Origin of the sequence: Paraburkholderia sp. 32, assembly GCF_050435345.1 — a bacterium.
GTDB lineage: Bacteria > Pseudomonadota > Gammaproteobacteria > Burkholderiales > Burkholderiaceae > Paraburkholderia > Paraburkholderia tuberum.
The window spans coordinates 2,330,309-2,345,106 of the sequence record NZ_JBNDKD010000003.1 but is presented as its reverse complement, the minus strand read 5'-3'; the positions used below and the strand labels follow the sequence as shown (position 1 = coordinate 2,345,106).

The window sequence follows — 14,798 nt, the reverse complement described above, 5'->3', positions numbered from 1 at the left end:
AGGAGCGAATAATGCAACTCAATCCCTCTGAGATCAGCGAGCTGATCAAGAGCCGGATCCAGGGCCTTGACGCGAGCGCAGACGTTCGCAACCAGGGCACCGTGATCTCCGTGACCGACGGTATCGTGCGTATCCACGGCCTGTCGGAAGTGATGCAGGGCGAAATGCTCGAATTTCCGGGCAACACCTTCGGTCTCGCGCTGAACCTCGAGCGCGACTCGGTCGGCGCCGTGATTCTGGGTGAATACGAACACATTTCGGAAGGCGACATCGTCAAGACGACGGGCCGCATTCTGGAAGTGCCGGTGGGTCCGGAACTGCTCGGCCGCGTGGTCGACACACTCGGCAACCCGATCGACGGCAAAGGCCCGATCAACGCGAAGAAGACCGATGCAATCGAAAAGATTGCTCCGGGCGTGATCTGGCGTAAGTCGGTTTCGGAACCGGTCCAGACCGGTCTGAAGTCGATCGACGCGATGGTGCCGATCGGCCGTGGCCAGCGTGAGCTGATCATCGGCGACCGCCAGTGCGGCAAGACCGCAGTCGCAGTCGACGCGATCATCAACCAGAAGGGCAAGAACCTCTTCTGTATCTACGTCGCGATCGGCCAGAAGGCTTCGTCGATCATGAACGTGGTGCGCAAGCTGGAAGAAACCGGCGCGCTGGAATACACGATCGTCGTGTCCGCTTCGGCTTCGGAATCGGCTGCGATGCAGTACCTCGCACCGTACGCCGGCTGCACGATGGGCGAATACTTCCGCGACCGCGGTCAGGACGCGCTGATCGTTTATGACGACTTGACCAAGCAGGCTTGGGCATACCGTCAGATCTCGCTGCTGCTGCGCCGCCCGCCGGGCCGTGAAGCTTATCCGGGTGACGTGTTCTATCTGCACTCGCGTCTGCTTGAGCGTGCTGCTCGCGTGTCGGAAGAGTACGTCGAGAAGTTCACCAACGGCGAAGTGAAGGGCAAGAGCGGTTCGCTGACGGCACTGCCGGTCATCGAAACGCAGGCAGGCGACGTGACCGCATTCGTTCCGACGAACGTGATCTCGATTACCGACGGCCAGATCTTTCTTGAAACCGACCTTTTCAACGCAGGTATCCGCCCGGCGATTAACGCTGGCGTGTCGGTGTCGCGTGTGGGTGGCGCGGCTCAGACGAAGGTCGTGAAGAAGCTGTCGGGCGGTATCCGTACCGACCTCGCGCAGTACCGCGAACTCGCTGCGTTCGCGCAGTTCGCATCGGACCTCGACGAAGCGACCCGCAAGCAGCTCGAGCGCGGCCGCCGCGTGACGGAACTGCTGAAGCAGCCGCAGTATCAGCCGCTGCAGGTGTGGGAACTGGCTGTGTCGCTGTTCGCGGCGAATAACGGCTATCTCGACGACCTCGAAGTTGCTCAAGTCCTGCCGTTCGAAAAGGGCTTGCGCGACCACCTGAAGTCGAGCCATGCTGACCTGGTCAAGCGTATCGAAGACACCAAGGAACTCTCGAAGGACGACGAAGGCCTGCTGCACACGGCCGTCAAAGACTTCAAGAAGTCCGGCGCTTATTGATCCGCGAGTGATCCGCAAGGCATAAACGGACCTTGAAGCGGCGCGGGCCGCATGCGAATGCTCCCGCGCTACTTCGGCCGCATTGCATGGGACCCGAGTAAGCGCTAAAGCGCTAACTCGGGCCGACAAAGGAGCAAGCAATGGCTGGAATGAAGGAAATTCGCGGCAAGATCAAGAGCGTGCAAAACACGCGCAAGATCACGAAAGCGATGGAGATGGTGGCCGCATCGAAGATGCGCCGCGCTCAGGAGCGCATGCGCGCTGCTCGCCCGTATGCCGACAAGGTCCGCGATATCGCCGCGCACATGAGCCGTGCGAACCCGGAGTATCGTCACCCGTTCATGGTGTCGAACGAAGGCGCGAAGGCGGCCGGCATCATCCTCGTCACGACTGATAAAGGTCTGTGCGGGGGGATGAACACCAACGTGCTGCGTGCGTCGCTGCAGAAGTTCAAGGAACTGGAAGGCCAGGGCAAGACGATCGAGGCAACCGCGATCGGCAGCAGGGGTCTGGGCTTCCTGAACCGACTGCAGGCGAAAGTCGTGTCGAACGTCGTGCAACTGGGCGATACGCCGCATCTGGAAAAACTGATCGGCGCTGTGAAGGTGCAGCTCGACCTGTACTCGGAAGGGAAGATTTCGGCGGTGTACCTCGCGTACACACGCTTCGTCAACACGATGAAGCAGGAGCCGGTGATCGAGCAACTGCTGCCATTGTCGGCGGACCAGTTCGAGCGCACGGAAGAAGACGGTACGACGCCGAGCACGCAGTGGGACTACATCTACGAGCCGGATGCGCAGGCAGTGGTGGACGAACTGCTGGTGCGTTATGTCGAAGCGCTGGTCTATCAGGCCGTCGCGGAAAACATGGCATCGGAGCAGTCGGCCCGCATGGTCGCGATGAAAGCCGCTTCGGACAACGCGAAGACGGTCATCAACGATCTGCAGCTCGTCTACAACAAGAGCCGTCAGGCCGCGATCACGAAAGAACTGTCGGAAATCGTCGGTGGAGCGGCGGCCGTCTGACCCCGGTCAGGCAGGTCGTTGCGTGTGCGCCCGAGCGGCGCGCCCATCGGAGAAACTGCGCCTTTGCGCGAGTCAAGAATTGAGTATCTAAAGGAAAAGCGATGAGTACTACTGCTTTGGTAGAAGGCAAGATCGTACAGTGCATCGGCGCGGTGATCGACGTGGAATTTCCGCGTGAAACCATGCCGAAGATCTACGACGCGCTCATTCTGGAAGGTTCGGAACTGACGCTCGAAGTCCAGCAGCAGCTGGGCGACGGCGTGGTCCGTACCATCTGTCTGGGTGCTTCGGATGGTCTGCGCCGCGGCACGATCGTGAAGAACACGGGCAACCCGATCAGCGTGCCGGTCGGCAAGCCGACCCTCGGCCGTATCATGGACGTGCTTGGCCGTCCAATCGACGAAGCCGGCCCGATCTCGAGCGAAACCACGCGTGCGATCCACCAGAAGGCTCCGGCGTTCGACCAACTGTCGCCGTCGACCGAGCTGCTCGAAACCGGCATCAAGGTTATCGACCTGATCTGCCCGTTCGCGAAGGGCGGTAAGGTGGGTCTGTTCGGTGGCGCCGGCGTGGGCAAGACCGTGAACATGATGGAACTGATCAACAACATCGCGAAGGAACACGGTGGTTACTCCGTGTTCGCCGGTGTGGGCGAGCGTACCCGCGAAGGGAACGACTTCTATCATGAAATGAAGGACTCGAACGTTCTCGACAAGGTCGCGCTGGTGTACGGCCAGATGAACGAGCCGCCGGGCAACCGTCTGCGCGTCGCGCTGACCGGCCTGACGATGGCCGAGCACTTCCGTGACGAAGGCCTCGACGTGCTGTTCTTCGTCGACAACATCTACCGTTTCACGCTGGCCGGTACCGAAGTGTCGGCACTGCTCGGCCGTATGCCGTCGGCAGTGGGCTATCAGCCGACGCTGGCTGAAGAAATGGGTAAGTTGCAAGAGCGTATTACGTCGACCAAGACTGGCTCGATCACGTCGGTGCAGGCCGTGTACGTCCCTGCAGACGACTTGACCGACCCGTCGCCGGCTACGACCTTCGGCCACCTCGACGCAACCGTCGTGCTGTCGCGTGACATCGCTTCGCTCGGTATCTACCCCGCGGTGGACCCGCTCGATTCGACCTCGCGTCAGATCGACCCGCACGTGATCGGCGAAGAGCACTATTCGATCACGCGCGGCGTGCAGCAAACGCTGCAGCGCTATAAGGAGCTGCGCGACATTATCGCGATTCTGGGCATGGACGAACTCGCGCCGGAAGACAAGCTCGCCGTCGCGCGCGCTCGTAAGATTCAGCGTTTCCTGTCGCAGCCGTTCCACGTCGCTGAAGTGTTCACGGGTTCGCCGGGCAAGTACGTGCCGCTGAAGGAAACGATCCGTGGCTTCAAGATGATCGTCGAAGGCGAGTGCGACCACCTGCCGGAGCAAGCGTTCTACATGGTCGGCACGATCGACGAAGCCTTCGAAAAAGCCAAGAAGATCCAGTAAAGGTCGGGTGTAACGAAGCGGGCGCCGACCTCGCGCATCACGGCTGCCAAAACGGTAGTGTTGCGCAAAGCCAGCGTCTCTGATTACGCTCAACCCGCCTTGCATGGGACGGGAGTCAGCACTCAAGCGCTAACTCTCGTCGACAGGAGTCGACACATATGGCAACCATTAAAGTAGACGTCGTCAGCGCGGAAGAGCAAATCTTTTCGGGCCAGGCGAAGTTCGTCGCGCTGCCAGGCGAAGCGGGTGAACTCGGCATTCTGCCGGGCCACACGCCGCTCATCACGCGGATCCGTCCGGGTGCGGTGCGCATCGAAGTTGAAAACGGCGAAGAAGAGTTTGTGTTCGTCGCCGGCGGCATCCTCGAGGTCCAACCGGGTGCAGTGACGGTTCTCGCCGACACCGCGATCCGCGGCAAGGATCTCGACGAAGCCAAGGCCGAAGACGCACGCAAGCGTGCGGAAGAGGCGCTGCAGAACACGGGCTCGAACCTCGAGTACGCGACCGCACAGGCGGAACTCGCGTACGCGACGGCGCAGCTCGCGGCAATCCAGCGTCTGCGCAAGCTGCGCGGCCAGCACTAAAGCAGCACCTAGTGGAAGAAAGCAGCCTGCGCGGCTGCTTTTTTTTGATAGCTAGTTGACGTTTACGTAAAGGTCGGCAAAATCCACGAGGTTGGAGAAACGGACGGTCGCCGCTCGCCGCGGTCGATGCGACGCGGTGCGGGTAAGACTTGATGCCGGCCGGATACGCGCCGGTGCACAATCGATTTCAAATTCATTTCAATCGAGCGCGCTTGCGCTCACGGAGACAACACCATGGCAACGCATAGCTCGGGAGAAGGTGCGCTCATCGAACCTGCGGATGGACTGTCGTATGTGCGCGGGTCGACCGAAAATCCGTTGAGCGAAGCGACCGTCGGCGAGCTTCTGCGCGACACCGCGGCGCGTTTTCCCGACCGGCCGGCCGTGGTGTTTCGGGAGCAGCGCATCCGCTGGACGTGGAGCGAATTCGCGCAGGAAGTGGATGTGCTTGCGTCCGGGCTGCTTGCACTCGGCATCGCGAAGGGCGATCGCGTCGGCATCTGGTCGCCGAACCGCGTCGAGTGGCTGCTGACGCAGTTCGCGACCGCGCGTATCGGCGCGATCCTCGTCAACATCAATCCTGCCTACCGGCTCGCGGAGCTCGAATACGCGCTGAACAAGGCCGGTTGCAAGGCGATCATCACCGCCGAGCGCTTCAAGACGTCGATGTACCTCGAGATGCTGCAGGAACTCGCGCCCGAATTGGCGACGCAGCCGCCGGGCGAACTGCATGCCGCGCGGCTGCCGGAACTGCGCTACGTGATCCGCATGTGCGACACGGAGACCCCAGGCATGCTGAGCTTTTCCGACGTGATCGAGCGTGGCCGTGCGTCGTTCGACGCCACTCGGCTCGATGCGATCGGCGCGACGCTGTCGTGCCGGGAGCCGATCAACATCCAGTTCACGAGCGGCACGACGGGCAATCCGAAGGGCGCGACGCTGACGCATCGCAACGTCGTGAACAACGCGCGCTATATCGCGATGGCGATGCGGCTCAGCGAGCAGGACGGCCTGTGCATTCCAGTGCCGCTGTACCACTGCTTCGGGATGGTGCTGGCGGTGCTCGCGTGCGTGTCGGTCGGGGCGAACATGGTGTTTCCGGGCGAGGGCTTCGATCCGGCCGCGACACTCACCGCGACCGCGGAGGAAAAATGCACCGCGCTGCACGGCGTCCCGACGATGTTCATCGCAGAACTCGACCATCCGACCTTCGCCTCGTACGACTTCTCGCGGCTGCGCACCGGCATCATGGCGGGCTCGCCGTGCCCGATCGAGACGATGAAGAAGGTCGTCTCGAAGATGCACCTGAGCGAGATCACGATCGCCTACGGCATGACGGAAACCAGCCCTGTCTCGTTCCAGAGCTCGACGACCGATCCGCTCGACAAGCGTACGACGACAGTCGGGCGCATCCAGCCGCATCTCGAAGTGAAAATCGTCGATCCGCTCGGCAATATCGTGCCGGTCGGCGAAACGGGCGAGCTATGCACGCGCGGCTACTCGGTGATGCTCGGTTACTGGGGGGACGACGCGAAGACGCACGAGAGTATCGTCGACGGCTGGATGCACACGGGCGACCTCGCGACGCTCGACGCCGAAGGCTATTGCAACATCGTTGGCCGGCTGAAGGACATGCTGATTCGCGGCGGCGAAAACATCTATCCGCGCGAGATCGAGGAGTTTCTGTTCCGTCACCCGAAGATCCAGAGCGTGCAGGTGTTCGGCGTTCCCGATACCAGGTATGGCGAAGAAGTATGCGCGTGGATCGTGCTGCGGACCGGCGAACAGGCGACGGCAGAAGAAATCCAGCAGTTCTGCCAGGGACAGATTGCGCACTACAAGGTGCCGCGATATATCCGCTTCGTCGATGAACTGCCGATGACCGTGACCGGCAAGGTGCAAAAATTCGTGATGCGCGAACGGATGATCGGCGAGTTGAAACTCAGAGAGGATAAGACGGCATGACGCCGCCGCAGCACGCTGCGCAGCCAAATATGCCAAATAGGTACGGTAGAACAGGAGTTGCGCGGCGAGGATTCGTCGCGCGCAAACGTTTGAGCAGGCGAAAAAAAAGCGGGCCTGGAGCCCGCTAAAAACCACACGCTACGGGGTTAGCGCGAGGAGACCAAAGATGGGACGGTTATCACGACGCCCCTGCGTCGATGACGGCCCCAGCAGGGATGCCCCTTTACAGGGCTTCGGCAAGCGCCGACCGGCAAGTGCATCGTATCCGCTCACACCACGCACACAGCCACATCCGTGTTGAAACCGTTGAGGGCATTGTGGGCGAATTACTCTATGAACGCGGTAACAAAGTGTTTCAGGTTGTAACGCCCGCCAGATAAGGCGCTGCGGGATTTATTGCCAAAATGAAATCTTTAAAACGTAGTTATTACCGATGACTACGCCGCAATTTAATATGCATGATTGATGCCATTCATGACGCCTGGTGCAGCAGAAATTGGGTCACTCATCAGCGTGAGATGGTTGCGTCTGCAGCGTTCGAGCGACGAATTTCCTGCGGTACCAGCGCTGGGACCCTGCCCCGAAATACATCGCAATTCGATGAAAAACCTGTGATGCAATGCAGCAAAGCAAATCCGCTTGTGCAGCGTATTGGAAAGGGGCGCATCGCTGCACCTTGGACCTGACCCGGACAGTTATACGACCCGACGACGTCGCCCTTCGTTACATCATCGCCGGCACCAAATTTCAAGGCCTGCGCAGGCCGCCCTCGCAATCAGTCAGCAACTGACGCCCTCCAACGGACACGGTCGGCTTACTTCAACCACTTGTCCGAGATAGCCTGATACTCGCCGGTCGCTCGAGCGAGATGCAGCCACTGATCGACGTATTGCTGGAACGCGACATCCCCGCGCGGTAGCAACCATGCCTTCTCGCCGTACTGGAACGGCTTGTCCGGATGCACCGAGCAGAGGCCGGGATTGAGTTTCTGCTGCAGCAGCGTTTCCGACGCATCCGTCACCATCACGTCCGCCTTGCCCGCGAGGATCTGCTTGAAGATCGTCACGTTGTCCGGATAAACGGTCACGTTTGCGTGCGTGAAGTATTGCTTCGCGAACTTCTCGTTGGTGCCCCCCGGATTGACGATCACTCGTGTGGACGGTTGATCGATCTGCGCGACCGTCTGGTATTTGTTGACGTCGTCGCAACGGACGATCGGCGTTTTGCCGTCGATCATGTAAGCCTGTGTGAAGAACGCATGCTTCTGGCGCTCGAGCGTCGGCGACACACCGCCAATGCCGATGTCGCACTTTGCGACGAAGTCGTTCATCAGGTTCGACCACGACGTCTTGACGAACTCGACCTTCACGCCGAGCGACTTCGCGAGCGATTCAGCCATGTCGATATCGATGCCCTCGAACTGGCCATCGCCCCTGTAGAACGAATACGGCTTGTAGTCGCCGGTAGTGCAAGCGCGCAGCGTGCCGCGGCTGATGATGTCGTCGAGCCTGGACGGCGCGGGCGCGGCGTTTTGCGCGCTGGCTACGCCGACGTGCATCAGGACGCCGGCGAGCGCGCCGAGCATTGCGAGTGCTGCCTTCTTCATCGAGTCTCCTGGTGGTGTGTAGTGTGCAATTCATCGGTAAAGCTGTTGGATAGTAGCTTGGCAGCGCGGGCTTGAACATCGGCCGTTCAGCCAGGGCGACCCGGGCAGCGGAAGACACCGACCCTGACCCGCGCGGGCAGTGGCGGGCGGTAGCTGATCGAGGTGCGTCCGAGCTGCTTTCCGCCCGCTTCCCACGACGCGCCGTCGCAACATTCATTACCCCGCGACGCGCGATGTCCGGAGCCGCCTCCGGTAAAATGCTCCTTTGCCCTCAGCTCTTCAGTCGCACGCAACGTGGCCCATCAACTCCTGAACGACACTTTTCTGCGCGCGCTGCTGCGCCAGCCCACCGACTACACGCCGATCTGGCTGATGCGGCAGGCTGGCCGCTATCTGCCGGAATACAACGCCACGCGCGGCCGCGCGGGCAGTTTCCTCGGTCTCGCGAAGAACCCGGCTTTCGCGACGGAAGTCACCTTGCAGCCCCTCGATCGCTATCCGCTCGACGCCGCGATCCTGTTCTCCGACATCCTGACCGTGCCCGACGCGATGGGCCTCGGTCTCGAGTTCGTCAACGGCGAAGGGCCGAGATTTGCCCGTCCGGTGCGCACCGAAGACGACGTCGCGCGCCTAGCGGTGCCCGACATCGACGCGACACTGCGCTACGTGACCGACGCCGTGCGTGAAATCCGCTCGGCGCTGAAGGACGCGCAAGGCCGCCAGCGCGTGCCTCTGATCGGTTTCTCAGGCAGCCCGTGGACGCTCGCGTGCTACATGGTGGAAGGCAGCGGCTCGGCGGACTTTCGCACCGTCAAATCGATGCTGTACGCGCGTCCCGATCTGCTGCAGCGGATTCTCGAGGTCAACGCGCGCTCGGTCGCGGCATATCTGAACGCGCAGATCGAAGCTGGCGCGCAAGCGGTGATGATTTTCGACACATGGGGCGGAGCGCTCGCCGATGGCATCTATCAGCGCTTTTCGCTGCGCTACATCGAGCAGGTGGTCAGCCAGCTGAAGCGCGAACACGACGGCGAAAAAGTGCCCGTAATCGCGTTCACGAAGGGGGGCGGCTTGTGGCTCGACGACATCGCCGCGAGCGGCGTCGACGCGGTGGGCCTCGACTGGACCGTGAACCTCGGCAAGGCGCGCGAACGTGTCGGTGGCAAGGTGGCGCTTCAGGGCAACATCGATCCGTCGGTGTTGTTTGCGCCGCCTGCCGCGATCCGCATGGAAGCGCGCGCGGTGCTCGACAGTTTCGGTAACCATCCCGGCCACGTTTTCAATCTGGGTCACGGCATTTCACAGTTCACGCCGCCAGAGCATGTTGCTGAACTGGTCGACGAAGTGCATCGTCACAGTCGCGCTATTCGTAGTGGCGCACATACGCCCGCGTGAGTGTGTAATCATTACCGTTTCTTGTTGCATCGCAGCGAATTGGGCTCTCGCCCTAAGGACCGCAGCTCCGCGAATACGCCGCCAGATGGTGGTCTTACGAAAGTCAAGAGCTGACTTATGCACACTTCGCACGCTGCGGCGCGGTAGAGACTTTAATCGTGCCCCGACCCTTGCACATACTCGGCGCATTTGATCTGAGCCTTGTCGGGCAAGGGTTTGCGGGGCGCGTGATGAAATGTGCGGAATCCCACACAAGGCCGTCGCGGCGCCGTTTGCGGCCCGTCGAAGCGAAGTTCTCAACAAAGTTATCCACAGGGCCGCGAGCCGAGCGCAATTGTTCAGTCGAATCCAAAACTTAGCGGTGAAATTAAGGTTTTACTTTAACTTCTACGGCTTCGCGTTCCGTGCGACCCACCCCGCGCCGCGAGTTGGCCTCGTGCCGGCTCATCCTCAGCGCCACGCCGAGTGAACGAAATGTTCGTCCGCGTCGCGCTCGACCATCCGCTGCCGACCCTGTTCGACTACCGCTGCGACATCTCCGGGGCGGCTGTCGTAGGCACGCTCGTCAGCGTTCCGTTTGGCAAGCGGCACGTGGTGGGGCTCGTTTGCGAAGTGACCGCTCACAGCGACGTGCCGGCCGAGCGCCTGCGTGATGTGGATCAGGTCTGCACGGCGTGTCCGCCGGTGTCGACACATTGGCTCGCGCTCGCCGCATTCGCCGCGGACTACTATCAGCGCGGTCTCGGCGAAGTGGCGCTGCCGGGGCTGCCGCAGGCGCTGCGCGACGCGTCGCGCTGGTCACGGCTGTTCGCCCCGGAAGAGCGCTATCGGTTGACGGCCGAGGGCCGCACGGTATTGCCTGACGCCTTGCCGGCCCGCGCGACCGCGCTCCGAGCGCTCGCTCAAGCGCTCGCTCAAGCCGACTTCCTCCTCGCTGCCGACGCCCGCGCGCTGCATCCGAAGGCGCTGGCGACACTCGACACATGGCAGACGGCAGGCTGGGTCACGCTCGATGTGATCGACGCCGCCACGGTGCCCGCCGCCGCGTCGCTGCCGAACATGCCCGCGCCTGCCCTGCCAACCCTCACCGACGAACAGGCGAGTGCCGTCGAAGCGATCCGCGACGCCCACGGCTTCGCGCCGTTCCTGCTGCACGGGGTGACGGGCAGCGGCAAGACCGAGGTGTATCTGCGCGCGCTCGCCGCGATTCTGGCCGGCAAGCCCGATGCGCAAGCGCTCGTGCTGGTACCGGAAATCAACCTGACGCCGCAGTTCGAGGCGGCGTTCCGCGCCCGCTTCGCCGCGCTCGACGCCAGCGCGATCGTCACGCTGCATAGCGGCCTCGCCGAAGGCGAGCGCGCCCGCAACTGGTTCGCCGCGCATACCGGCCGCGCGCGCATCGTGCTCGGCACGCGGCTCGCGGTGCTCGCGTCGCTGCCGCGGCTGGCGATCATCGTCGTCGACGAGGAGCACGATCCGGCCTACAAGCAGCAGGAAGGCTTGCGCTATTCGGCGCGCGATCTCGCGATCTATCGGGCGAAGCAACTCGGCGTGCCGGTCGTGCTTGGCTCGGCGACGCCGTCGCTCGAGAGCTGGTGGCAGGCAGATCAGGGCCGCTACGAGCGGCTCACGCTGTCGCGCCGCGCCGTCGCCGAGGCCGCACTGCCGAGCGTGCGTCTCATCGATCTCGAAGACGAGCGCCGACGCGGGCGGGCATCGATCGAAGGTTTGTCGGGCCCGTTGATCGCCGCGATGAAGGCGCGGCTCGAACGCGGCGAGCAGAGCCTCGTGTTCCTCAACCGCCGTGGCTACGCGCCGCAACTCGCCTGCGACGCGTGCGGCTGGGTGGCCGGTTGTCCGCGCTGCAGCGCCTACGTCGTGCTGCACAAGCCCGAGCGCGCGCTGCGCTGCCATCACTGCGGCTGGGAGTCTCGTATCCCGCGTTCGTGCCCGGAGTGCGGCAACGTCGATATCGCACCGCTCGGGCGCGGCACGCAGCGCGTCGAGGAAACGCTTGCGAGCGCGGTGCCGGGCGCCCGCGTGCTGCGAATCGACGCCGACAGCACGCGCCGCAAGGGCAGCGCGCAGGCGTTGTTCTCGGACGTGCACGCGGGCGAGGTCGATATTCTGGTCGGCACGCAGATGATCGCGAAGGGACACGATTTCCAGCGCGTGTCACTGGTTGGCGTGCTGAACGCCGATACCGCGCTGTTTTCGCATGATTTCCGCGCGAGCGAGCGCCTGTTCGCCCAGCTGATGCAGGTGAGCGGCCGCGCGGGCCGCGCCGGTCTGCCGGGCGAAGTGCTGGTGCAGACGCGCTATCCGCGTCACGCGCTGTATCACGCGCTGTGCCGTCATGACTACGTCGGCTTCGCCAATGCGACGCTCGCCGAGCGACGCGACGCGCACCTGCCGCCGTTCGTCTACCAGGCGCTGTTGCGCGCCGAAGGCCGCACGCTCGAAGCGGCGCTCGCGTTTCTGCAGCAGGCCGCCGCCGAACTTGCGCGGATTCCTGCCGCCGGGCGCGTCACCGTCTACGACGCAGTCCCGCTCACGATCGTCAAGGTGATGCACGTGCATCGCGCGCAGCTGCTGATCGAAAGCGCATCGCGCGCGGCGCTGCAGGCTACGCTGCGCGCATGGCAGCCACTGTTGCGCGCGCTCAAGGGCGTGCTGCGCTGGAACCTCGAAGTCGATCCGCTCGACATCTGACGCCACGGGCCAGATGACGCCCGCCATACTTCTTTGAGTCATATCCATAGAGCGAATGATCGTTTCGCTTTGCGATCCCGCTCGCCTATAGTCGCCAAATCGGCGCATTTTGGGGCTAAACGACAATAACTTCGCGCCGATGCCACTCAACTTTCGTGGGGCATCTGCAATGAGCGACACCCATCACACCGTGCCGGAGGGCGCCGCGCCGGGTCAGCGGCAAGGTACACAAGACGCGCAAACCGCACGAGGCAGCGGCTTTTCGCTGACCGAAGACTGGCTCGCCGCGGGCGTCGGCCTGCTCGTGATCGTGATCGCGTGGGCGCTGTTCGCGTCGGGCAGCAGCATCAAGTGGCTCGCGGTTGCGCCGGCCAAATGGTCGAGCGTCGCGCAGGCCGCGCAGGACATCGGCAAGCATCTACCCAACTACTTCGCGCTATTCGCGACATTCGCGGTGCTGTTCGGCGCGAGCGTCGCCCTGCTCCGGCAGCGCGTCGGCGCGTTTCTCGCCGCGTTCGTCGTGGTGTTCGTCGCTTCCGCGCTGATTCTGACGCTCGGCGCATGGGTCGACGCGTCCAGGTACAACCTCGAGCCGCCGCTCGTCGCGCTCGCGCTCGGGCTGCTCGTGTCGAACCTGTTCACGCTGCCGGAGTGGCTCGCGGCTGGGCTGCGCGTCGAGTTTTACATCAAGGTCGGTATCGTGCTGCTCGGCGCGACGCTGCCGTTCACGCTGCTCGTGTGGGCCGGTCCGGTCGCGGTCGTCCAGGCGAGCATCGTGTCGTTGGTGACGTTCTTCGTGATCTTTCTCGTTGCGCGAGCATTCGGACTCGATCGACGCTTTGCCGCCGTGCTCGGTGTCGGCGGCGCGGTGTGCGGCGTGTCGGCAGCGATCGCGATTGCCGGCGCGGTACGGGCGAAACGCGAGCAGGCGTCGGTCGCGATCACGCTGGTCGTGCTGTGGGCGATCGTGATGATCTTCGTGCTGCCGTTCGCGTCGCGCTCGCTCGGACTGCCGACGGCCGTCGCCGGCGCCTGGATCGGCACCTCCGAATTCGCCGACGCCGCGGGCATCGCCGCTGCCCAGGCCTACGGCGATTTCGCGCGCCACGCAGGCGGCGCGATCGCCGGCGCGCCGGAAGCGTCGTTGCAGGCCTTCACGCTGATGAAGGTGGTCGGCCGCGACATCTGGATCGGCATCTGGGCGTTCGTGCTCGCAATCGTCGCGACGACGCGCTGGGAAGCGCAGGACAGCGGCGTCGCCGCGCGCGCGAATGCCGGTGAGATCTGGGCGCGTTTCCCCAAGTTCGTGATCGGCTTCGTGATCGCGTCGGCGTTGGTCACGTGGATCGCGAGCCATTATTCACTCGCCGATTACCGTAAGGTCGTCACGCCGGAGTTCGTCGCGCCGATCACGGTGCTGCGCACGTGGGCGTTCACCTTCTGCTTCCTGAGCATCGGTCTGACGACGCGCTTGCGCTCGCTTGCCGCGACCGGTCTGAAGCCGTTCCTCGCGTTCACGGCGGGCGTGGTGGTCAATATCGCGATCGGTTACGCGCTGTCCGCACACGTGTTCGCGTCGTACTGGAACAGCCTCGGATAACGCCATGAAGATTTCGATGGATCGTGGCGCCGGCGCTGCGCCATACGTAGGCGCCGTAGAGCGCAGCTGCGCGGCGGACGCGCCCTGCTGCGCCGCATGCCGGCATCGCGTGAGCGAACGGGATGCGCTCGAGCAGCGCATCCCAGGGCTTGCCGTGTTCAGTTCAGGGTTCGGCGCGAGCGTCGCCGATAGCCGGCTGTGTGGTCTGCATGACCAGTTGGTATCGCCCGGCGATGTCTGTGCGCGGTTCGAGCCGGTTGCGCCGTCGCTCGGGCCGCGCTGATCCAACAGCGATCTTCAGGCGCAACTCCCCGCGCCAATCCAGTCGCGAATCCCCACATTCGCGCGCATCCGGCTTCATGAGCCGTTGCGCGCCTCTCCTGATCTCAGTCGTTCAGCGCGTTTCGCGTATCGCCCGCCGATCCACGCGAGGCCGCGCTCGCACGCTTGCGCTCCTCTTCGCGCCGATTCGAGCCCCGTGTCGCGCCTCGAATGAAAAACACCGCACAGGCCGCGCACAGCGCCCAGATGCCCAGTATTACCAGCCACTTTTCCATTACACCAACCCTCGAGAACCCCGTTTATCTTTTCTGCGTGCCCTGAAACCGACGTTTCGGGCCGTCCGTCTTCGTGCTTCTGTATATCGGCGCGCGAAGTCGTTTGATAAGGCTTATTTCAAAAAGAATCACGCCAGGGAAAGTACCGATCGAAAACACCCCGGTTCGACTGTCGGTCACCGTCCGGAAACCCATGTTCCATAAGGCTTCCGACGGGGTGCAACCAACCTGCCGATTTGGTTGCACCTTTTTATTTGGAGGCGTACGATTCGCCCAACTTTTAGTCTTTCGCCAGGCTCGCGCCC

Annotated in this window: 11 protein-coding genes; 9 read left to right on the top strand and 2 right to left on the bottom strand. The window is 63.1% G+C overall.

What is annotated here, in order from left to right; translation table 11 throughout:
* Window positions 1–11 precede the first annotated feature (11 nt).
* The 5 genes from atpA to OKW26_RS33645 all read left to right on the top strand — a co-directional run bounded on the left by atpA (window position 12) and on the right by OKW26_RS33645 (window position 6,623).
* A complete protein-coding gene (atpA, locus tag OKW26_RS33665) occupies window positions 12–1,553 on the top strand; it encodes a F0F1 ATP synthase subunit alpha (RefSeq protein WP_090802398.1) in 1,542 nt (513 codons plus the stop codon).
* A 140-nt stretch (window positions 1,554–1,693) separates the two neighbouring features.
* Entirely contained in the window at window positions 1,694–2,578 is an 885-nt protein-coding gene (atpG, locus tag OKW26_RS33660; protein ID WP_184036910.1) for a F0F1 ATP synthase subunit gamma, read from the top strand.
* Between the two features lie 101 nt (window positions 2,579–2,679).
* Window positions 2,680–4,074 (top strand): F0F1 ATP synthase subunit beta, encoded by a 1,395-nt coding sequence (gene atpD, locus OKW26_RS33655; RefSeq protein ID WP_090802401.1) that lies wholly within the window; start codon window positions 2,680–2,682, stop codon window positions 4,072–4,074.
* A gap of 158 nt (window positions 4,075–4,232) precedes the next feature.
* Window positions 4,233–4,658 (top strand): F0F1 ATP synthase subunit epsilon, encoded by a 426-nt coding sequence (locus tag OKW26_RS33650; RefSeq protein ID WP_090802403.1) that lies wholly within the window; start codon window positions 4,233–4,235, stop codon window positions 4,656–4,658.
* Between the two features lie 234 nt (window positions 4,659–4,892).
* Window positions 4,893–6,623, top strand: coding sequence for an AMP-binding protein (locus OKW26_RS33645; RefSeq protein ID WP_429356341.1), 1,731 nt, complete (start codon window positions 4,893–4,895; stop codon window positions 6,621–6,623).
* An 814-nt stretch (window positions 6,624–7,437) separates the two neighbouring features.
* Here OKW26_RS33645 and OKW26_RS33640 read toward each other — a convergent pair.
* A complete protein-coding gene (locus tag OKW26_RS33640; RefSeq protein ID WP_184051712.1) occupies window positions 7,438–8,229 on the bottom strand; it encodes a transporter substrate-binding domain-containing protein in 792 nt (263 codons plus the stop codon).
* Between the two features lie 294 nt (window positions 8,230–8,523).
* Here OKW26_RS33640 and hemE point away from each other — a divergent pair, with 294 nt between their 5' ends.
* From hemE to OKW26_RS33620, 4 genes are all read left to right on the top strand, one after another.
* Window positions 8,524–9,624: a uroporphyrinogen decarboxylase gene (gene hemE, locus OKW26_RS33635; protein ID WP_184061008.1), complete on the top strand. Its 1,101-nt coding sequence runs from the start codon at window positions 8,524–8,526 to the stop codon at window positions 9,622–9,624.
* Window positions 9,625–10,098: 474 nt separating this feature from the next.
* On the top strand, window positions 10,099–12,336 hold the full coding sequence (locus OKW26_RS33630; RefSeq protein WP_429356340.1) for a primosomal protein N': 2,238 nt from the start codon (window positions 10,099–10,101) through the stop codon (window positions 12,334–12,336).
* A 169-nt stretch (window positions 12,337–12,505) separates the two neighbouring features.
* Window positions 12,506–13,936: a YeiH family protein gene (locus OKW26_RS33625; RefSeq protein ID WP_429335504.1), complete on the top strand. Its 1,431-nt coding sequence runs from the start codon at window positions 12,506–12,508 to the stop codon at window positions 13,934–13,936.
* A 4-nt stretch (window positions 13,937–13,940) separates the two neighbouring features.
* Window positions 13,941–14,219, top strand: a complete 279-nt coding sequence (locus tag OKW26_RS33620; protein WP_184061011.1) for a hypothetical protein — start codon at window positions 13,941–13,943, stop codon at window positions 14,217–14,219.
* Window positions 14,220–14,322: 103 nt separating this feature from the next.
* Here the strand turns inward: OKW26_RS33620 and OKW26_RS33615 are convergent, their stop codons facing one another.
* A complete protein-coding gene (locus tag OKW26_RS33615) occupies window positions 14,323–14,493 on the bottom strand; it encodes a hypothetical protein (protein WP_429335503.1) in 171 nt (56 codons plus the stop codon).
* Between the last annotated feature and the right edge of the window lie 305 nt (window positions 14,494–14,798).

Bases quoted from the DNA above. Each gene is read 5' to 3' on its own strand.
- atpA (WP_090802398.1), top strand. From the start codon at position 12: ATGCAACTCAATCCCTCTGAGATCAGCGAGCTGATCAAGAGCCGGATC.
- atpG (WP_184036910.1), top strand. From the start codon at position 1,694: ATGGCTGGAATGAAGGAAATTCGCGGCAAGATCAAGAGCGTGCAAAAC.
- atpD (WP_090802401.1), top strand. From the start codon at position 2,680: ATGAGTACTACTGCTTTGGTAGAAGGCAAGATCGTACAGTGCATCGGC.
- OKW26_RS33650 (WP_090802403.1), top strand. From the start codon at position 4,233: ATGGCAACCATTAAAGTAGACGTCGTCAGCGCGGAAGAGCAAATCTTT.
- OKW26_RS33645 (WP_429356341.1), top strand. From the start codon at position 4,893: ATGGCAACGCATAGCTCGGGAGAAGGTGCGCTCATCGAACCTGCGGAT.
- OKW26_RS33640 (WP_184051712.1), bottom strand. From the start codon at position 8,229: ATGAAGAAGGCAGCACTCGCAATGCTCGGCGCGCTCGCCGGCGTCCTG.
- OKW26_RS33630 (WP_429356340.1), top strand. From the start codon at position 10,099: ATGTTCGTCCGCGTCGCGCTCGACCATCCGCTGCCGACCCTGTTCGAC.
- OKW26_RS33625 (WP_429335504.1), top strand. From the start codon at position 12,506: ATGAGCGACACCCATCACACCGTGCCGGAGGGCGCCGCGCCGGGTCAG.
- OKW26_RS33620 (WP_184061011.1), top strand. From the start codon at position 13,941: ATGAAGATTTCGATGGATCGTGGCGCCGGCGCTGCGCCATACGTAGGC.
- OKW26_RS33615 (WP_429335503.1), bottom strand. From the start codon at position 14,493: ATGGAAAAGTGGCTGGTAATACTGGGCATCTGGGCGCTGTGCGCGGCC.